Origin of the sequence: Faecalibacterium prausnitzii (assembly GCF_003324185.1) — a bacterium.
Taxonomy (GTDB): Bacteria; Bacillota; Clostridia; order Oscillospirales; family Ruminococcaceae; genus Faecalibacterium; species Faecalibacterium prausnitzii.
Map to the genome: position 1 here is coordinate 1 of NZ_PXUP01000021.1, position 20,148 is coordinate 20,148.

Consider the following 20,148-nt stretch of genomic DNA (forward strand, 5'->3'; position numbering starts at 1 on the left):
CGGCCGTAGCTCATCTGGTAGAGCGCCACCTTGCCAAGGTGGAGGTAGCGAGTTCGAGCCTCGTCGGCCGCTCCATTAAGGAGCAGCAACAGTTGCTCCGGTATGGCCCGGTAGCTCAGTTGGTTAGAGCACCAGCCTGTCACGCTGGGGGTCGTCGGTTCGAGCCCGATCCGGGTCGCCACCAAGAAAGCGTAAGCTTTCACCTACTTTGGAACTTGTTTTTCAAGGCGTCAGAAATGACGGGTGCAAGGTAAAATGCACCGAATATGCGGCCGTAGCTCATCTGGTAGAGCGCCACCTTGCCAAGGTGGAGGTAGCGAGTTCGAGCCTCGTCGGCCGCTCCATTGGAGTGGTATTCATCACTCCCTTATATGGTGACGTGGCCAAGTGGTAAGGCAAGGGTCTGCAAAACCCTCATCCACCAGTTCAAATCTGGTCGTCACCTCCAAAAGATTCCCGGAAGCTTCGGCTTCCGGGATTTTTTTGTTTTGCACTGTCCCCTGCCGGGAGCGGGACAATTTAAAATGTGCTCCGCTGCGCTCTGCACATATTCAGCGGAATGATTATTTTTATTTCGCGTTTGGAGCGACCGCGTTTGCGCAGCAATGAAAGCCCCAGTGGGGCTTTTAAGCGGCAGAGCGGTCTGCGTTAGCAGATGGAGGGGCTTTGCCCCGACAAGCTCTGCGGAGCGCTCCAAACGCTATTTTCACAGAAGGGCTGCAATGATCAAAGGGCGGTCTGAATTGCAAATGCCGTTTTTCTTCACGACCCCTCCCGTGAAAATGGGATTCAGAAAAGCCCGCAGGCTTTTCTGAATCCCGAATAAAAAAATCTAATTCCGTTATTTATGCGCAGCAACAACGACGACCACCGCAACCCGTAAGGCGCGGAGCGCATTCCAAACCGTTCTCTCAGAACCGCAGCCGCATCTGATACCACACCACCCCGCCGTGGGTAGAGCCAGAAACGCCCTCGTTCACAAAGCCGAACTTTGCATAGTAGTGCAAAAGCTTCTCCTTGCAGGTCAGTACCAGCCCCTTGCGCCCCTGTGTGTGGGCATCTGCAATGGCTCTTTGCAGCAGCAGCCCGGCATAGCCCCGGCAGCGGCAGCGCGGGAGGGTGTTCACCCCAAAGATCATCTGCCATGCACCATTTTCATCATGCAGGGCGGCATCCGCGTACATCTCATCAGTCAGGTCGGGTGTGTCGGTGCAAAAGCCATCCACAAAGGCCACCAGCTCCCCCTGCTCAAGCAGCAGCCAGAAATGACCGGCATAGTGTGCCAGCCGTCCGGCAAATTCTTCCGCTGTGGCAGCCTCCGCTGCCGGAAAACAGGCTGCCTCCACGGCGGCAATGGCCTGTAAATCATCCATAGTTGCGTTGCGTATCTCCACAGTATCTCTCCTCCCTTTTTGTAATGTCAGTATACCACAGCTGCCGCGCAAGGGCAAAATATTTGCATCTGTTCCCCGTCCGTGTTACAATGACTATACTACGCTTGGAAGGGAGTTGAAACGCCATGCCCACCGAAAACCGCACTACCTTAACGCCGGACACCCCGGTGCGCTACCTGAAGGGGGTCGGCCCAAAAACCGCAGAGCGGTTCGAGAAGTTGGGCATCGTGACGCTGGCAGACCTGCTGTGCCACTACCCCCGGCGCTACATTGACTTTTCCAAGCCCTACTCCATTGCGGAAGCTCCCGCCGACACCGAATGCGTGGTAAAGGCCGAGGTATTCGCAAAGCCCGGCGGGCGCATTTTGCCGGGTGGGCGGCGGATGGAGCGCATCACCGCCGGGGACGATATAGCCAGTCTGGAGATCACATGGTTCAACAACCCCTACGCCACCCAGAAATTGCAGCTGGGGCAGGAATACTATTTTCAGGGCATCGTGACCGGCGGGATGCTGCGCCGCCAGATGGTCAACCCGCAGGTGCGCACCGCTGAACAGATCCAGGCCGCGCCCTTTGAGGCCGTTTACCCCCAGACCGAGGGGCTTACCAGCAGCGCCATCTCCCGCTGCATCCGGCAGCTTTTGCCCCACGCGGAGCTGCTGCCCGACCCACTGCCCCCGGAGATGCTGCAAAAATACCGTCTGCTGCCCAAGGCCGAGGCGGTACGCGCCATCCACTGCCCTGCCACCGAGGAGCAGGCTGCAGCGGCGCGGCGGCGGCTCATTTACGAGGAATTGCTGGTGCTGCAATTGGGCATCGGGCGGATGCGCAGCCGGGGCGCTGCGGCCACCGGGGCACCCATGCGCCGCGCCGATCCATCCCCTTTCTGGCAGAGTCTGCCCTTTGCCCCCACCGGGGCGCAGCGCCGTGCAGTGGAGGAGATTTTAAACGATATGGCGGGCGAAACCGCCATGAACCGCCTGTTGCAGGGCGATGTGGGCAGCGGCAAAACGCTGGTAGCTGCTGCCGCCATCTGGGCGTGCATCCGGGCGGGGTATCAGGCCGCGCTGCTGGCGCCTACCGAAATTCTGGCCGCGCAGCACGCCGAGGGGCTCAACCGGCTGCTTGCCCCCTTCGGGATGCGGGTGGCCCTGCTGACCGGCGGCATGAAGGCCGCCGCCCGCCGCACCACGCTGGCTGCCATCCGCAAGGACGAAGCCGACCTTGTGGTGGGCACCCACGCCCTGATGAGCGAAGGGGTGGAGTTTGCCCGGCTGGGTCTGGCGGTCATCGACGAGCAGCACCGCTTTGGGGTGCGTCAGCGCGGCGCATTGGCCGAAAAGGCCGCGAACCCGCACCTGCTGGTCATGAGCGCCACCCCTATCCCCCGCACGCTGGGGCTGCTGATCTACGGCGATCTGGATATCTCCGTTCTGGACGAGCTGCCCCCCGGGCGCACCCCGGTCAAGACCCGGTGCATCACTGGCAAGCGGCGGCAGGACCTGTACCGCTTTCTGGACAGCGAAATCGACAAGGGACGGCAGGTGTATCTGGTCTGCCCCGCCATTGAGGATGTGCCGGACGGCGGGCTGAACGCCGTCAAGACCTACTATGAGGACATTGCCAAGGCGCTGCTGCCCGACCGCCGGGTGGGGCTGATGCACGGCAAGCTGAAACCCAAGGAAAAGGCCGCCGTCATGGAGGATTTCAAGGCCGGGCGGTTGGACGCACTGGTGTCCACTACCGTCATCGAGGTGGGCGTGGACGTGCCCAATGCCAGCGTGATGGTGATCGAAAACGCCGAGCGCTACGGTCTGAGCGCCCTGCACCAGCTGCGCGGGCGGGTGGGACGCGGCGCTGCCGAGAGCTGGTGCTTCCTTGTCAGCGACAATACCAGCGAAGCCGTGCAGAAGCGGCTGAAATTTCTCTGCTCCACCACCGACGGCTTTGCCGTGGCGCAGTACGACCTGGAGACCCGCGGCCCCGGCGACTTTTTCGGCAGCCGTCAGCACGGTCTGCCCACCTTACAGATCGCCGACCTGATGAATGACACCCGTACCCTGCACGCCGCTCAGAGCGAGGCCGCTGCATTGCTTGCCGCTGACCCGCTGCTGGAAAGCCCGGCCCACGCTTTGCTGGCCGCGCAGGTGCAGCAGATGTTCGACAAGGCCGGGCCGATGAACTAAAAAAGCGCTGTCGCACAAAAAACTCGTGCGACAGCGCTTTTCTTTACGTTTCCTTGCTCCCAACAATGTTTTGCAGGATGCGGGCGGTCAGGGCGTCCAGCTTTGTTTCCAGTGCGGGCAGGTGCAGCAGGCGGTAGAGCCGCTGATACACGGCATCCACCGCGTAGCCCGCAGCGGCAACCAGCAGCACCGCACCAGTCAGATACGCCAGCGAGGGCAGCAGCGCCCCGCCGAACCGGGGCAGGTCTACCAGCCGCCACAGCAGCGCCCGGGTAAAATCGCTGTCGTGCAGCAGATACACCCCGAAAGACAGCGGTGCCAGCCGGAATACCCAGCGCCGCCAGTAGTCCGAGCGGATACGGATATTCTGGAACAGCAAAAACATTGCTGCCGAGGCGATGACCGTAGCCAGTGCCTGATAGCCGTTGACGGTATTCGCAAAGCCGTTCAGGTGCAGGGCGTTTTCCACCCGCAGCGCCAGCATCCGGTTGAACAGCCCCGCCGCCGAAGCTGCCAGATATGCCAGCAAACACAGCCCGCTGGGCACGGTCACCCGGTATTTGCGGAAATAAGCGGCCATAAAATACAGGGTGTAGAACCAGATAAAGCTGTACCCGTTATTCACAAAGGTTTCATCCGTTGCCCAGTAGAACAGCGTGCCCCACACGCTTTGCAGCAGCAGCGCCACCAGCAGCAGCGTTTTGTACTGCCGCCGGTCAAGGCTCTGCACCACCGCATTCAGCACCGGCACCGAGAGGTACATCAGAAAATAGGCCGAGGCAAACCAGTAGCCGTTGGAGGTAAGTGGTAAAAGTGCCCGGAGCAGCGAAATGGCTGAAAGCGGCACCGCACCCGCCTTGACCGCAACGCAGAAAGTGAGCATGGAGTAAAACCACACCTGTGCCCCGATGCGAAACAGCCGCCCGGCGCGGACAGCCCCCTTGCGCTCCGACAGATAATAGCCGGAAAGCATTACAAAACAGTTTGTGGATACACGCGCCAGAATAAACAGCAGCCAGTAGATCCAGAATGCTGCCGACCCCTGCGGTGCCGCACTGCCCAGCCCGCCGTGCCCGATGCCGTGCATCAGAACGATCATCACCATACTGAGAATGCGCATCGTCTCAAAGCCGCTATGCCGTTTCTGCTCTTCCATACCCCGTTTTCCCCCTCACATTACATTTCCCCTGTTTCCAGCTGCCGCAAAGCCTGCCGCACCTGCTGCTCCGGCCGCAGCCACGCTTGATAGTACGCCGCATTGTGCTGCGCCATGGCTAAGATCGCCGCCGGGTCTGCCAGCAGCTGCCGCAGCTGCGCCTCGCACTCTGCCGGGGACGTATATGTTTTATAGTTTTTGCCCTCTTCAAAGCCGCCCGGCAGGGTGTACCGCAGCGGCTCGGTAACGATGGCGCGCCCCGCCGCCACATACTCGGCCAGTTTCCAGCCGGTAGAGCCGTGCAGTCCGGTAGAAGCCACACAAATTTCCGTGTGCTGCATCCGGTGCAGATAGGCGCGCTTGCCGGTCAGCTTGTCCGGCAGGATCAGCTCCGGGCACAGCCGCCGGGCGCAGGCGTTGTCGGACACGCCGCCGGTGAACTGCGCCGGGAAGGCACTTTGCAGTCGGTGCAGCAGCTCGATGCGGTCTGCATTCACCTGCCGCCACTCTGCCTGTAACTCCGGGTATTGCTGCACCGCCGGTTCCTCCGGGTCCCACAGACGGGTCAAGAAGAGGATGCGCGGCTTTTTGCGCACCCGGGTCAGCCGGGCTTCAAAGTCCTGCGGGTAGCAGCGGGTGGAAAGCGCCCACTGCTTCAGGCGGCTCTTTACGCTGCGCTCCGCTTCCAGCGGCGAGCCCGGACAGGTAACGTAATAGTTCAGCCCCAATGGCCGCAGCTTTGCGGAGATATCGCCCGGGAACTGCCGGTTCTTCTCGGCTGAAAAACTGCGCTTGAACACCACATCCGCCCGGTGGAACAGTGCCAGCACCGCCGCCGGGTCGTTGTAGAAGTAGCCGTCCATCAAATCGAACACCACCGTGCGGCCGTCGATCTCGGTTTCCAGCAGCGCTTCCCGGGCAAGGGGATTGCCCTGCCGCACGTCCTGCACCCGCAGGGTCAGTTTCCCGCGCTTTGCCAGCAGAGTAAAGCCCGCCAGAATGCCGCTGATGTGCGCCGCCCCCTCCCGGGAGGATAGTTTTACCGTGACCTGCATTTTGCCTCCTATCGGCGGAACAGCCCGGTGCGCCGCTCGCCCATGGGGATGACGTCACAGAACACACACCGGCTCTTGGTGGAAAGCTGCACATCCTTGTGATAGCAGCCGAAAAACCATTTTTCGTAGGTCAGCTTGAGCAGGATCTCATCCAGAAACAGGTGCAGACGGTTGCTTTCGCCAAGGGCAAGGGCGGTAAAATCCAAAAATCTGCTTGGTGCATCGTGGGTCAGCACATAATCTACCTTGTAGTCTACTTTCTCTAAGTTGCGGCGGCAGGTGTCGTACTCCTCGTCACTGGGCATCTCCTGCTTCCACCAGTTCACGCCCGGCTCCCGGTCGTCCTTATCCTGACTTTCCGCACCACCGAAGCAGAGATAGGTCTTGCCCTCCAGCTCCAGCACGCTGCCCCGGCACACATGGTACACGTTGCCGCCAAGGCTCTGTACCCTGCCGCCGAACAGCTCGGTCTCCGGGTACTGCGCCAGCAGGTCGTAGTTTTCGTGGCTGCCGTCCAGAAACAGAATCGTGTAGGGGCGCTTGCGCAGCCAGTCCAGCCGCTTGCGCTCTGCGGCGCTGCCGTCCCACACAAAGCCGAAATCCCCCAGCACCACCACGGTGTCCTTTTTGCCCAGCCAGCGCAGCTTGCCCTGCTTGAAGCGCTGGATATCGCCGTGGGTATCCCCTGTAAGATATACCATTCCTGCCCTCCCTGCCGGAGCGAAAGAACGGTGTAAAACACCGCAAGGCTCTTGTAACGCCCCGGCAAACCTGTTATTATTATAGAACACAGCACACTTGCTGCAAAATTGATTTTCCGGTGCGCCGCACAGCGCAGCCGTATCTAGTATATTTTATCGCTTTTTAAAGGAATTGTCCACATGAAACGTATTTTTGCACTGGTTCTTTCATTTGTATTTCTGCTCAGCTGCCTTGTGCTGCCCGCCGGGGCCATGTTCGACCCCAGCCCGGTGTATCAGGTGCAGGCTGCAAGCGCCTATATCGTGAACACGGATACCAACATCATCGTCTATGATAAGGACAGCACAAAGCAGGTATCTGCCGGCGGTCTGACCAAATATATGACCCTTGCCGTGCTGCTGACCAACTACGCCGACCAGCTGGACAACACCTTCCAGATGCCCTTTGCCATCTCGGACTATGTTTATAACACCAATAACGCAGATATGCGCTCCAACGAAACTTTCACCTACCGGGAAGCCATGTACGCCATGCTTACCCGCAATGCCAACGAGGCAGCCATGGGTGTGGCGTACACCCTTTCCGGCGGAGATCTGGACGGCTGGGTGGCGCAGATGAACACCCTGTCCCAGCGCATCGGCACCACCGCCAGCAGCTGGACGGACGCCTGCGGCATCGACAGCGGCAACACCACCTGCGCCGTGGATATGTACCTGATTTTGCGCTACCTGATGAGCTTTGACGCCTTTGTGGAGGTGTCCGGTGCGCCCAGCTTTACCATGCCCGCCAAGGAGAAGCACCGCTCCTCCTCGGTGCTGGTCAGCCAGAACGCCGCGCTGAGCAAAGCCAGCGGCGGCAGCTATTACCGCAGCGCCATGCAGGGCGGTATGTGCAGCGTGACCGCCTTTAAAAACGATACCGGCACCCAGAGCTATGTTTCGTGGGGCAACAAGGACGGTGCCACCTATATCTTCTGCGTGATGGACAGCCCCGACAGCTGCGATACCCTTGGCTACGCCAACCGCCGCCCCGCCCTGTTCGAGACGGTCAAACTGATGGACTGGGTGTTCGACAGCTTTTCCATTCAGGCTGCGCTGGACACTGATTTGACCATTGCGGAGATCCCGGTCCGATATTCCTCCGACACCGACACCTTGCAGCTGTACCCCAACGACAGCATGATGACCCTGCTGCCCTCCACCAGCGACGGCACCGTCACCCAGAAATACTTCCACCTGCCGGACTACGTCTGCGCCCCCATCCAGCAGGGCGATGTGGTGGGCACAGTAGAGCTGAAGCTGGCAGGCGAGACCATCGGCGTGGTGGATCTGATCGCCGGGCAGGACGTAGCCCGCAACCCGCTGCTATTCGGGGTGGACAAGGTGAAGGAGTTCCTGACCAGCCTGTACCTGAAGGTGGTGCTGGTGCTCAGCCTGATCGCCGCCCTGATCTACGGGCTGTGGCTGCTGTGCTCCAACTGGAACCGCCGCAAGCCCAACAAAAAGATCCACCGCCGCTATTGAGCCAATTACAAAAGCCCTGCACCGGACACCGCCGTGCTCTGACCGTTCTGGTCAAAAAAGCAAAGCTCATGTCCGATGCGGGGCTTTTTTCTGTATTGCAGCGCTTCAGGCGCGGTTTTTTAAAAGTTCCGTCAGGCTGCGGAAGGTTTGGCCATGGTTGCCGGTAACCGTCTCAGCGTGGAGCAGGCTGCTGAGAACGCTTTCCTCCACGCACTCTGCCACTGCCCGGAACAGGGGGTTGATGGCATCATCGTGGAGCAGGGTCATGGGCAGCAGGGCTTTCTCCGAGTAATGCGGCACCCGGTTGGCGGTGGTGAAGGCGATGACGATCTCGCCGCTGCCGTTGCCGCAGTAGGAACCTGTGCGGGAAAGCCCCACCAGCGCCCGGCGGCACAGCCGCCGCAGCTGCCGCTCGCTCAGGGGGATATCCGTAGCCAGCACCGTGATGATGGAGCCTTTATCCTCGTGGGGCGGGATGCTGTTATTCAGCAGGGTGTGGATGGGCGTGCCCGCCACGATGAGGTCATCGAACAGCGCATGGTTGGAAAGCACCAGTGCGCCCATGGTGTAGGGTTTGCCGTCCAGTTCCACCACCCGGGAGGCGGAGCCGATGCCGCCTTTCAGCCCGTGGCAGCGCATCCCCCGCCCGGCACCTACGGCGCCCTCGGCAAAATCTGCCTTGCAGTCCTCCAACGCAGCAAAAACGTGCGCCTCGGTGACATGGAGCCCCCGGATATCGTTCAGGCCGCAGTCGTTGCACTCGCAGACCACCGGGTTCACGCTGCCGGTGGTCTCGCAGATGTCGGGGTTTTTCTCCAGCATATACTTTACCAGCGCGGTCTGTGCCGTGCCCACGCTGAGGGTGTTGGTAAACAGGATGGGCGTTTCCAGCGTGCCCAGCTCGTCGATCTGCACAAGGCCGGTGGTCTTGCCAAAGCCGTTGATGACATAGCTGGCCGCCAGCACTTTTTCGTGGAAAATATCCCCTTGGTGCGGCAGCAGCGCCGTTACGCCCGTCTGCACCACGCCATCTGCCAAGGTGCAGTGCCCTACCGTCACCCCCGGCACATCGCTGATCTTATCCCGCGCACCTTTGGGCAGCGTGCCCACCTGAAAACCCCATTCGTTCCCTGCAATGCCCATCGTAGCTCCTCCTTGCTTTTTTTCTAAGATGTATCATAGCATTTCCGCTGCCAAAAGTAAACCACTGTAACAAGCCGGGGCGGGCGCTGAAAAAGGGGCCGCTGCACAGCTATCTCCCTGTGCAGCAGCCCTTTGCTTTTTTACGCCGCAGTGCGGTGTCCATCAGGAATGCTCCACCAGACGGAAAAGCCCCTTGAACTTTTCCCAGCAGGCCACCACCCGTTCGCGCTGCACAAAATCATTGAGGTGCCGCTGCATTTTCCGTCGGCCACGATCTTCTGAGCGCCGCATAGGAGACCAGGAAGTTTGCCAGCCACCCTGCCGGGACGGCAAGCCAGACAAAGGCAATGCCAAAGCGCGGTGCACAGAGCAGGGCAACGGACAGGCGAATGGCAAGGTTTACCATATTTGCAATGAGGAACGGGCGCATGATGCCAAGCCCGCGCAGTACGCCATCAGTCGCCATCTTGATGCCCATGAAGATGAAGAAGTAACCCAGCCACCGCATATAATCACCGGACACCTGATAGGCCAGCGCCGTTCCGTCCTTGCCCAGAAACAGCGAGGAGATCTGGGTGTGCAGGGTTTCAATGACCGCAAAGGCAATGACTGCAAAGCACAGGTCCAGCACCAGCGCAGCGTGGTAGCCTTTTTTGAGGCGGTCGATCTTCTTTGCACCAAGATTCTGGGAGATATAGGGCGAGACCGCATTGCCGATGGAGACAAAGATCAGCGAGAAAACATTTTCTACCCGCATCGTTGCTGCATATCCGGCAAGCGCCTGTGTGCCGAAGGGGTTTACCACCGCCTGCACGATCATCATGCCGATGGACACGGTGGACTGCTGCAAGACCGACGGCACAGCAATGCGGAGCATGGAAGCCAGCTCCTGCCGGTCGAACTTATTAAAGGGGCTTTTATACTGCCGCATCCGGTGCAGGAAGATCAAAAACGAAAACACCGCAGAAATGCCCTGTGCGATCAACGTGGCAAGGGCTGCGCCAAACACGCCCAAGCCAAGCCCCGCCACCATCCAGAGATCCATAAAAATATTCAGGATGGAGGAAAAGATCAGCAGCCCCAGCGGGATCCTGGACTCCCCAATGGAGGTAAACATGGTGGAAAGAATGTTGTACATGAACAAAAACGGAAAGCCTACAAAATAGACCCGCAGATACAGCACCGCGTCCTCCAGAATGTCGGCGGGGGTCTGCAAGCCGCTCATCATAGCACGGGAAAAGCTAAAGCCAAAAACGCCAAGGACAACGCTCAAAACCAGAAAGCTGAGCAGGGACGTTGACACGATGGTTTTCATTTTGCCATAGTTTTTAGCGCCAAAATAGCGGCTTACCAGCACACCGGCACCCACACCGGCACCCAGTGCCACGCAAATAAAAACATTGGTCAGCGCAGCACAGGCACCGACAGCCGCCAGTGCCGAGGAGCCGACAAACTGGCCGACTATGATGGAGTCCGCCATGTTATAGACCTGCTGAAAAAAGCTGCCAAGGATCATTGGCATTGCAAAAACCGTCAGCGCTTTCAGCGGCGCATCTGTGATCAGATATTCATCCTTCGACATGATCTATTTCCTTTCAAGCTGTGTTTCTCTCAATTTTTTTAAATTTGCTCTGCCCAGTATACCACGCTTTTCCCCTACTGAAAAGCTCCCGCTAACATTACCGCAAACCGCTTTTATAAAGTCCCGTTTTCCCTTCCCCTCGTCTTGACAAGCCCTTTTCTTCCGATTACAATACCAAAAAGAGCCGGCGGGCGGTCTTTTTGCTGCCTGCTGCCACAATCTTCCGGGAAAGGAACTTTTTCATGGAACCAAAAACAAAACAATCTCTGCTCGTTACCGTGGTAGGGGTAACGCTTTTTGTAGCGCTGCTGCGGCTTTCTGACGTTCTGGCCTTTGCCGCAAAGCTGATAGATCTGGTACTGCCCATTCTGGCGGGCGGCATTCTGGCGCTTTTTATCAACGTGCCCATGACCGGTCTGGAAAAGCGGCTGAACCGCCTGTTCGGCAAGGCCAAAAAGCAGCCCTCGGCGAAAGCCATCCACCTTCTCAGCTTTTTCATCACCCTGCTGGGCGTTGTGCTGGTGCTGGTATTGGCGCTGACTTTGTTGATCCCGGAGCTGGTGCAGTCCTTCCACAGCCTGTATGTGCAGATCGAGGCCAATATTCCCCGCTGGACTGCCTATCTCAACGCACAGGATGCTGACATGGGCTGGCTGATGAACTGGCTGGAGGGCATCAACTGGGAGCAGCTGCTGCACAAGGTCACCGCAAGCATCGACACGGTGCTGGTCAATGCGGTAGGGGCTGTCTCTGCCACGGTGAATATCGCGATCACCGCCTCGTTTGCGCTGATCATCTCCGTCTATATGTCCCTTAGTACGGAGAGCCTCGGCCACCAAGCCCGCACGCTGGTGTGCGCCTACCTGAAGCCTGCCCACGCCGCCGGGGTGCTGAAGTTCTGCCGGCTGTTCCGGCAGTCCTTTGCAAACTTTTTAACGGGACAATGCAGCGAGGCAGTGATCCTTGGCGTTCTGATGGCTCTTGCATTTTCCGTTTTCAAGATCCCCTACGGCAGTCTGGTGGGCGTGCTCACCGCCATCTGCGCCATCATCCCCTATGTGGGTGCACTGATCTCCTGCGTGGTCAGTGTGTTCCTTGTGCTGTTGGTAGACCCTGTGCTGGCGGTGCGCTGCCTGATCGTGTACCTTGCCGTGCAGTTTGTTGAAAACCAGTTCATTTATCCCCGTGTGGTGGGCAAATCCGTGGGGCTTTCGCCGCTATACACCCTTATTGCCGCCATGATCGGCGGAAAGCTTTTTGGCATCATCGGCATTATCTTCTTTATCCCCCTGACAGCGGTGGTCATCGAGCTTGTAAAAGAGGACACCTTTCGGCGTCTGCGCGCAAAAGAGCCCCTGCAATAAAACAGCGTGCCCGGAATACCATAACCCCTGATACCCTTCCCCGGTGTCAGGGGTATTTTTATGCCGTGCAGCTGCAAAGCACGCGGTTGTTCGCCCTTTTCCATGCAAAATCCTTCAAAAAACAGCTTGAAACACTTTTGTTACAATGATACAATATGATTGTTATTTTATGGGAAAATCGGCGTATGCCCCGTGCGGACAGGCCGCGAGCGTAGGGGTTCCTGTGGGGTGTGTAAGAATCGCTAAGGTAGCACTGCGCTCCTGCACTTGCGCAGTACTGCCTTCCGAAAATGTGAGGAAAGTATATTTATATGATAAAAAAGATCTCCCGCCGCTCCTTTTTGCAGGCTTGCAGCGTTGCAGCTGCCACGGCAGCGCTGACCGCCTGCGGCGGCGGCAAGGCTGAAAGCAAAACAGCAGATGCGCACGAAGCCGTCACCTTTATGGCACCTTATAAGGAGATAGAAGCCTTTATTGAGCAGGTGCACAGCGTTTACCCGGAAGTGAACATCGAGGTCGTGCCATACAGCGGCGATAACACCACCACCTGTTTGCAGAATATGTTTGCGGCAGGCGACCTGCCGGACGTCTGCACCTTGACCTACTACGACCCCCAGATCGATCTGGTCTCCGACAAACTGCTGGACCTTTCCGGCTACGATTTTACGGATAACTATGTGGAGTCCCGTCTGCAGGACGTGTTCGACAACGGTGCCATCTATCTGCTGCCCTCGGTTTACAACTGCTACGGCATCACCTACAACAAGACCCTGCTGCGAGAACACGGCTGGGAGCTGCCCAATTCTTTCGCTGAGCTGGAAGTGCTGGCTGCAAAAGCCAAGGAAGCCGGGGTCGATCTCTGCCTGCCGCAGATCCAGTATCCGGGCTACGGTTTCCAGTATCTGTGCAACATTGCAGATGCCGATTTCCTTGGCACGCTGGACGGCAGACTGTGGCAGAAGGATTATCTTTCCGGCAAGGCAAACGTCAGCAACACCCCCGGCATGATGCAGGCAATGGCGTATGTCAAAAAGTGGAAGGACATCGGGATGCTGAACGACTCCGGCGATGCTCTTGACGACAATGTGACCCTGCAGAGGATGGCCGAGGGGAATACCCTGTTTTTGATCGGAAACACCAACGGCATTGTGGAGGCAGACGGCAACGCCGATAAATTCGGCCTGATGCCCTATCTTTCCGAGGACGGCACCCAGAACGTTTTTGTGCTGAATGTGAACCGCTTCTACGGTCTGAATAAAAAGCTGAAACAGAACCCCCAAAAGCTGGAAGATGCGCTCAAGGTGATGCGTGTGCTTTCCACCGTTGCAGGCACCAGCGCTCTGCAGCCCGCAACGGCGCTGAAAAGCAGCCTGTTGCCCTTCAAGGGTGCAAAGGCAGACGGCACCTACTATGCCGACATCGCCGATACCCTGAACGCAGGCAACACCGCGCCCTTTATCTATTCCGGCTGGGAAAACACCTTCGTGACCACCGGCCTTAAAATGTTGGACTTCATGAAGGGCAACGCCACCATGGAGGATGTCATCCGTCAGCTGGACGAGGATCAGGACAGTGTGGTGAACAACACCCCGGATTTCATCACTACCGTTACGGAGGAGCTTTCGCAGCAGGACTGCGCCATGCTGGTAGGCCGCTGCTTTGCACAGGCTACCGGCAGCGACCTTGCGCTGGTCTCGCTGAGCACATGGATCCCCGGCAACCCCACCGAGCAGAACCACCACGGCGTAGCCGCCAAGCTGTACGCCAAGGGCATTACGGATTACGACCTTTCGGTCATCCTGCCCACCGGCTGGAACCGCACCATCCAGACCGTTTCCCTGACCGGCCAGCAGATCAGCGACCTGCTGGCTTCTGGTTACGATGCCTACGGCAACGGCAAGGGCTACCCCTATGTGCTGGTAAGCCCGGTGCAGCCGGAGGCGGGCAAGACTTATCAGGTTGCTATCTGCGGTGTGAGCGACCAGCTGGCTGCCGAAGCAACGGTGACAGACAGCGGCGTGGTGGGCATGGATGCCGCAAAAACCTTCTTTGGTGCTTACACCACCATCAGCCGGGCAGACACCGCATGGAGTTGAATAAAACGGACAGGAGATACTGGATGTGAACAACAAAATCTATAAAAAGCTGTTTGTGGGCTTCGGCTTTGTCAGCATCGTGTTGATCCTGACCCTTTTTGTCATGAGCCAGACCTACATCCAAAACCTTGTCTACCACGAACGGCTGAGCCAGATGGAAGAGGTCACCCACCAGATGTTCCACAGTCTGGAGGATGTGATCGACAACCACTGGGACGAGGTGGATGTGCAGTGTAATTATTTATACTACACCCCGCTGGAGACCGATACCGATCTCTACCGCTATCTGAAAAAGCTGTCGGAGCTTTCCAATTACCATGAAAAACAGATCGAACTGATCGCCGTGGATGCTGCCGGGCGTTATTATACCGAGTATGGCCGCACGGGTCTGCTGCGGGAAATGAACTATCTGGAAAACGCGCCGCAGCGGGTCAGCTATGTTTCCAATTCGCTGACCGTGGACGACTCCCGGATGGTGTTTCTGGAACAGCTCTCCACCCCCATCACACTGCAAAGCGGAGAGAAAGAGATCACCCTGCGCTACTTTGGTATTTCGCAGAGCATGACCCAACTGAACGATTATTTCCGCTGCGACGCCTACGAAAATAACAACAGCGTCTATGTACTGGACAACAACGGTTTCAAGCTGTTCAACGCCAATGATACCGAGCTGTTGAAGGGGCACAACGTATACACCGTGCTCTCCCAGATGTCCTATCTGCACGGTTCTTCCTTTGCAGCAGCAAAGGAGCGGCTTGCCCGCACAGGCTCCTGTTATTCCAACGCTGTGCTGGACGGAACTGAGTATTACTACGCCCTGAAGCAGATGGAAAACGCCCAGTGGACGCTGGCGTTCCTTGTTCCAGCAGAATATGTGGCCGTGAATACGCAGAAGCTGGTCAATATCGTCATGGCCGTTATTGTAGGCTTTGCAACGGTGTTTTCGATCATAGCAGTCATTGCTGGCTGGTTCCTTTTGCGGGAAAAGCAACGACGGGAGCTGCAAGCTGAAAAAAAGACGAACCTCCGTCTGGAGCAGTATAACATCCAGCTGACGCAGGCCAACGACGAGATGCGGCGGGCGCAGGATGCTGCCGCAGAGGCGTTACAGTCCGCCGAGCGTGCCAGCAAAGCCAAGACGGACTTCCTTTCCAACATGAGCCACGATATCCGCACCCCCATGAACGCCATTATCGGCATTACCACCCTGAATGTGGAAAAAATAAATCTGCCCCAGCAGATCAGTCAGCTGGACAGCATCATCCGGCAGCAGGCAGGCCAGCGCAGTCAGACCTTTACGGTAAGCACCAATTTGCAGCACGAAAACGTGCTGGCCGACCCCAACCGTCTGAATCAGGTGCTGATGAACATCCTCTCCAATGCGGTCAAGTATACGCCCACCGGTGGGCACATCCGTTTGGAGGTGGAAGAGCTGCCCCGGAACGAGCACTACGCCCGGTACCGCTTTGTGGTGCAGGATGACGGCATCGGCATGAGCGCGGACTACCAAAAGACCCTTTTCGACCCCTTTACCCGGGAGGAGCGCTCCGGTACCAACAAGGTGCAGGGCACGGGTCTGGGTATGGCTATTACCAAAAGCGTCATAGACCTGATGGGCGGCTCCATCAGCGTAGAGAGTGCCACCGGTAAGGGCACCCGCTTTGAGGTGGTGCTGGAATTCCCCATTGACACCGAAGCGGACACGGTGCAAAAGGCGCAGGCGCTCCCGGAGGAAGAAGAGACCACTTCTCCCCTGTCCGGCATGAAGTTCCTCTGTGCCGAAGATAACGCCATCAACGCCGAGATTCTGCAAATGCTGCTGGAAACAAAAGGCGCAAGCTGCACCATCTGCCCCAACGGTCAGGAGATCGTGGATGCCTTTGCCAGCGTAAAGCCCGGCGATTATGACATGATCCTGATGGATATACAGATGCCGGTGATGGACGGCCTGGAAGCCACCCGCCGCATCCGCAGCGGCGAAAACCCGCTGGGACGCACCATCCCCATCCTTGCCATGACCGCCAACGCCTTCCTTGAGGATATGCAAAAGAGCAAGGAAGCCGGCATGGACGAACATCTGTCCAAGCCTGTAGACATCAGCGCACTGGAACAGGTGGTAAAGCGCTTCCGCGTTACCCCCCCCCGAAAATAAATAGCGGTCTGCAGCGTTTTTGCCGCAAACCACCGCATGACCCTGCATAAAAAAACTGCTGCCCCTTTGCCCGGACGCTTTGGCATCCGGTACGGGGCAGCAGTTTTTTGCGTTATAGAGGGAATGTTACGCTCAGATGGGCATGGTCTGGTAGAACCAGTCCGAAATGGCCTTGCGGGTGTCGGCGAAGAACTTTTTCACCGGGCAGGCGGCATCCCGGGCTTCCTGTTCCAGATCCGTGCCTGCGGGGAAGTTGCGGATGACGGTATACGCCACCGACTGCGGCGGCAGCGACATCATCACAGCCGGGTCGTGCACCACGCAGATCTGCTCGCCTACCGCAAGGGTAGCGGGGTCGGAGGTGGTCTTTTCGTCATGGTCCTGCCAGACGGTGCTGTCGGTAACGATCATCTGATAGGTCTCCTGCTCTTCCGCAGTCACCAGAATAGACTCCACCTTGCCCTCCACGGTGCGGCTGACGCCCTCTACTACACCATAATAGTAGAGCTTCTTGGAAAACAGCGCCGAAGCAGAGGGCAGCACGCTGACGCTGAGCAGCAGCACCGCAAGCAGACAAAAGAGCGAGCGATAGGTCTTTTTCATAGAAAACCTCCATTTTTGATGTTGCAGCGGAGCGCCCGGCGCTCCCGGATGCCTTATTTTACCATAACTACCGTCGGATTTCTATATCCGGGCTTAACCGGCCACGGAAAATCAACTTTTACACAAAAAGGACTGCCGTGCAAAACAGCGCACAGCAGTCCTTTTTATGCTTTTATCCGTTTACTTGCTGATGGAAAGGGTGCCGAAAGCAGTCTCTTCAAAGTGGCTGCTGTACAGCTCCTGCATCAGTTTGATGAGCGAGAGGGTATCCTCTGCGCCGGCGGTCTCGTAGCAGGAGTGCATCGCCAGCTGGGGCAGGCCGATGTCCACGCAGTTCATGGACACCTGTGCCATCGCCAGATTGCCCAGCGTGCTGCCGCCCACCTTATCGGAGCGGTTTGCAAAGTACTGCAGCGGCACACCGGCGCGGGCAGCCAGCTCCCGGGCAGCGGCAACGCTCATGCCGTCGCTGGTGTACTTCTGACCTGCGTGGGTCTTGATGACCACGCCCTTGTTCATGTAGGTGCAGTTGTTCACATCGGTGTGCTCCGGGTGGTTGGGGTGCACAGCGTGGGCGTTGTCGGCGCTGACCATAAAGCTGGAAGCCACCGCGCGGTGGAAGTCCTCGTCGTTGCCGCCAAGGCTCTGGGCAATGCGGTGCAGCACATCGTACAGGAAGGTGGAAGCTGCGCCCTGCTTGGTGCCGGAGCCGACTTCCTCGTTATCAAAGAAGGCCGCCACGCCGATGGAGCGGGCGTTCTTGGCGGTCAGCAGACCTTTCAGGATGCCGTAAACGCACTGCTGGTCGTCCAGACGGCCGCAGGAGATGAATTCCTCGTTGCAGCCCCAGACGGTGGCCTTTTCCCGCACATAGAGGAACAGGTCGCTGCCAAGGATCTGCTCCTCGGACACCTGCAGCTCCTCTGCGATCAGCTTTTTCAGCGCGCCCTCCTCGCAGGCACCGCCCAGCACAGGCAGCATATCCACCTGCTTGTTGAAAGAAGCCTTATCGTTGACCTCGCGGTTCATGTGGATGGCAACGCTGGGGATCATCAACAGGTCGCGGTCCAGTGCCACCAGACGGGATACGATAGCGCCGTTCTCCTGCACCAGCACACGGCCCGCCACAGACAGCGGACGATCCATCCATGTGGCGCAGATCATACCGCCGTAGCCCTCGGTGTTCAGCTTGGTGTAGTTCTGCCCCATGTGGATTTCGGCGTTCTCCTTGATGCGGAAACAGGGAGAATCCGTATGGGCGGCGGCAACGTTGAAGCTGTAATTTTCCAGCTGGTCGCCCATGCGGAAGGCGATGATGCTGGAACCGTTGCGGCAGACAAAGTAGTCCTTGCCGGGTTCCAGCGCCCACTTGCGGCTTTCCAGCAGCTCGGCAAAGCCTGCCTTCAACAGGATATCCCGCACAGCGGCGGTGGTGTGGTATGCGGTGGGGTTGCCGTCGATGAAGGACAGCATTTCACGGACTTCGGATGCGATCATAAAAATAAACCTCCTTGGGTGTATCTGAAAAGAGCCGGTCAGTGCTGACCGGCCCTTTTTAAGCATATTCAGGTTACTTTTTGGCAGCGGTCTGCTCGCGCTTTGCAAGGGCGGGCAGAATGAATCCCAGCACGGTCAGCACTACGGGGGTGATAACGTTCAGTGCAAAGGTAAAGGGGTCCTTATCATACATACCCAGCACGCAGCACACGGCGGTAACGGCAAAGCACCAGCCGCCGAAGAACTTGGCCACGGCCTGATTTTTGACAAAGCGATACTCGGCAGGGATGGTATCGTAGGCGTTGCGCAGGGCGATGTAGGCGGCAAACACCCACAGATAGCGCATGGGCATGCACACAGAGTTCAGCTTGGTCAGCTGGCGCAGAACGGCAGCCGCACCGGGCACGAAGGACTGTGCCAGAATGATGGAGCCGGACAGCACAGCCACCATTTTGATGCCGTTGCTGTGCACGCCGTGGGCGTTGACCTTGTGCAGAGCCTTCGGGATGAACTGCTTGGTGTGCTCGTTATCCAGCAGCATACGCAGCGGTGCGTCGATGCTCAAAATCAGCACGGCGAGCTGGCTGATGACGTTGCACAGGGCGTAGATGATCATGAACAGATCGCCCACATGGTAGTACTGACCCAGCTTCTGGAAAGCCCAGTAGGAACTGTTGGCGACATAGGCGTTGAAGCTCTCTGCGCTGGCGTTGATGATGGCGGGGTCGAACATACGGCTCATGGCCAGCGTGCCCAGAATGGCGCAGGTGACCACCATGACGGCCAGCGCGATCATGCCGCGGGGGAAGCCCTTGCTGGGGTTCTCGACTTTATTGACGTAGGGAGAGATCTTCTCGCAACCGCCCACAGCGAACACCAGAATGGACAGAGAAGTAAAGTAGGTGACGTTGAAGTTGGGGATGAGGCTGCTAAAGCTCAGGTTTGCGTGGACGTACTCTGCCGTGGGGTTGATGGCCGGGGCAGCAAACATCATCACGATGTACAGCAGGGACATGACGAAGGTGCAGGTGCCTGCGGCAGTCAGCAGCTTTTTCAGAGGGTTCAGACCCAAGCTTGCAATGTAGCAGCCCAGCAGCAGGATGCAGAAGGTAGCCAGCTGGATGTAGCGGGTGGGGAAGGAATCGTAGGTCTCCGCGTTGCGGAAAATGGCCCAGCTCAGCGCCTTCAAAAAGCCGCTGCCCTTGCTGGCGATGTAGGTGATGTGGCAGGCCCAGTAGGTCCAACCGGCGTAGTAGGCCAGCTTGGCGTTGGTGGTCTGGTGCAGCCAGGAGCTGACGCCGCCGCCCTCGTTTTTAAAGGCAGAGCCCAGCTCACCCACCATCAGCGCATAGGGGATGAAGTACAGGACAAACATAAAGATCCAGCTGAAGATGACCTGCGGACCGTTAAAGTACACAAAGCCGTTGGTAATGTTGCCGAAGCCCCAGACCGTAGAAAAGGCCATGAAGGCAAGGGTAAGCCACGAGATCTTTGTGGCTTTTTCTTTGTTAGACATGCGGACAATTCCTCTCTTTCTTTTCCACACAGGGCGGAAGTTCCTGTAAGAAGGCCGATGTTCCGCATACATTTCGCAATTTTTACCAAAAATACAGCAGTACTCGACCGATCACTTTGATAGTATAGCATAATTGCAGATTGTAGACAATCTGCAATTTCCATAAAATGATTGGTCAA

General features: G+C 57.9%; 14 protein-coding genes and 3 tRNA genes. 8 read left to right on the top strand and 9 right to left on the bottom strand.

All coding sequences use genetic code 11. From position 1 onward, the window contains the following. Nucleotides 1–104: 104 nt before the first annotated feature. The 3 genes from C7J97_RS12375 (at nucleotide 105) to C7J97_RS12385 (ending at nucleotide 448) form a co-directional block, all read left to right on the top strand. Nucleotides 105–181 (top strand) — tRNA-Asp (locus C7J97_RS12375). A gap of 87 nt (nucleotides 182–268) precedes the next feature. Further along, nucleotides 269–344: transfer RNA gene (locus C7J97_RS12380), tRNA-Gly, on the top strand. Between the two features lie 29 nt (nucleotides 345–373). Further along, nucleotides 374–448 (top strand) — tRNA-Cys (locus C7J97_RS12385). Between the two features lie 463 nt (nucleotides 449–911). Here the strand turns inward: C7J97_RS12385 and C7J97_RS12395 are convergent. Continuing rightward, a complete protein-coding gene (locus C7J97_RS12395; RefSeq protein ID WP_207657494.1) occupies nucleotides 912–1,394 on the bottom strand; it encodes a GNAT family N-acetyltransferase in 483 nt (160 codons plus the stop codon). A 125-nt stretch (nucleotides 1,395–1,519) separates the two neighbouring features. On the opposite strand from C7J97_RS12395, the gene recG reads away from it, so the two are divergent. Continuing rightward, the gene (gene recG, locus C7J97_RS12400; RefSeq protein ID WP_113992721.1) at nucleotides 1,520–3,580 is read left to right on the top strand and encodes an ATP-dependent DNA helicase RecG; all 2,061 of its coding nucleotides are present in this window, start codon (nucleotides 1,520–1,522) and stop codon (nucleotides 3,578–3,580) included. A gap of 43 nt (nucleotides 3,581–3,623) precedes the next feature. On the opposite strand, the gene C7J97_RS12405 is transcribed toward recG, so the two are convergent. From C7J97_RS12405 to C7J97_RS12415, 3 genes are read right to left on the bottom strand one after another with little or no spacing between them, the layout of a single operon-like run. Further along, nucleotides 3,624–4,736, bottom strand: coding sequence for an acyltransferase (locus C7J97_RS12405; protein WP_113992722.1), 1,113 nt, complete (start codon nucleotides 4,734–4,736; stop codon nucleotides 3,624–3,626). 20 nt (nucleotides 4,737–4,756) lie between these two features. Next, on the bottom strand, nucleotides 4,757–5,791 hold the full coding sequence (locus C7J97_RS12410) for a glycosyltransferase (protein WP_113992723.1): 1,035 nt from the start codon (nucleotides 5,789–5,791) through the stop codon (nucleotides 4,757–4,759). A gap of 8 nt (nucleotides 5,792–5,799) precedes the next feature. Then, nucleotides 5,800–6,492, bottom strand: coding sequence for a metallophosphoesterase (locus C7J97_RS12415; protein ID WP_113992724.1), 693 nt, complete (start codon nucleotides 6,490–6,492; stop codon nucleotides 5,800–5,802). Nucleotides 6,493–6,672: 180 nt separating this feature from the next. Between C7J97_RS12415 and C7J97_RS12420 the strand changes: the two genes are divergently transcribed. After that, nucleotides 6,673–8,016 (top strand): D-alanyl-D-alanine carboxypeptidase family protein, encoded by a 1,344-nt coding sequence (locus C7J97_RS12420; RefSeq protein WP_113992725.1) that lies wholly within the window; start codon nucleotides 6,673–6,675, stop codon nucleotides 8,014–8,016. Between the two features lie 105 nt (nucleotides 8,017–8,121). Here the strand turns inward: C7J97_RS12420 and C7J97_RS12425 are convergent, their stop codons facing one another. Both C7J97_RS12425 and C7J97_RS12430 read right to left on the bottom strand, forming a co-directional pair. Next, entirely contained in the window at nucleotides 8,122–9,159 is a 1,038-nt protein-coding gene (locus C7J97_RS12425) for a P1 family peptidase (RefSeq protein ID WP_113992726.1), read from the bottom strand. A gap of 238 nt (nucleotides 9,160–9,397) precedes the next feature. Further along, complete coding sequence (locus C7J97_RS12430) at nucleotides 9,398–10,741, bottom strand: MATE family efflux transporter (RefSeq protein WP_113992727.1); 1,344 nt, start codon at nucleotides 10,739–10,741, stop codon at nucleotides 9,398–9,400. Nucleotides 10,742–10,983: 242 nt separating this feature from the next. Between C7J97_RS12430 and C7J97_RS12435 the strand changes: the two genes are divergently transcribed. From C7J97_RS12435 to C7J97_RS12445, 3 genes are all read left to right on the top strand, one after another. Next, entirely contained in the window at nucleotides 10,984–12,105 is a 1,122-nt protein-coding gene (locus C7J97_RS12435; protein ID WP_015537759.1) for an AI-2E family transporter, read from the top strand. 311 nt (nucleotides 12,106–12,416) lie between these two features. Next, nucleotides 12,417–14,201, top strand: a complete 1,785-nt coding sequence (locus C7J97_RS12440; RefSeq protein ID WP_113992728.1) for an extracellular solute-binding protein — start codon at nucleotides 12,417–12,419, stop codon at nucleotides 14,199–14,201. A gap of 25 nt (nucleotides 14,202–14,226) precedes the next feature. Continuing rightward, nucleotides 14,227–16,353, top strand: coding sequence for an ATP-binding protein (locus tag C7J97_RS12445; protein ID WP_113998227.1), 2,127 nt, complete (start codon nucleotides 14,227–14,229; stop codon nucleotides 16,351–16,353). Nucleotides 16,354–16,485: 132 nt separating this feature from the next. Here C7J97_RS12445 and C7J97_RS12450 read toward each other — a convergent pair whose 3' ends face one another. From C7J97_RS12450 to C7J97_RS12460, 3 genes are all read right to left on the bottom strand, one after another. Next, entirely contained in the window at nucleotides 16,486–16,956 is a 471-nt protein-coding gene (locus tag C7J97_RS12450) for a hypothetical protein (RefSeq protein ID WP_015537757.1), read from the bottom strand. A gap of 180 nt (nucleotides 16,957–17,136) precedes the next feature. After that, nucleotides 17,137–18,453 (bottom strand): M18 family aminopeptidase, encoded by a 1,317-nt coding sequence (locus tag C7J97_RS12455; RefSeq protein WP_015537756.1) that lies wholly within the window; start codon nucleotides 18,451–18,453, stop codon nucleotides 17,137–17,139. 73 nt (nucleotides 18,454–18,526) lie between these two features. Continuing rightward, nucleotides 18,527–19,969 carry an APC family permease gene (locus C7J97_RS12460; RefSeq protein ID WP_113992730.1) on the bottom strand — a complete coding sequence of 481 codons (1,443 nt, stop codon included), beginning with the start codon at nucleotides 19,967–19,969 and terminating at the stop codon, nucleotides 18,527–18,529. Nucleotides 19,970–20,148: the final 179 nt, after the last annotated feature.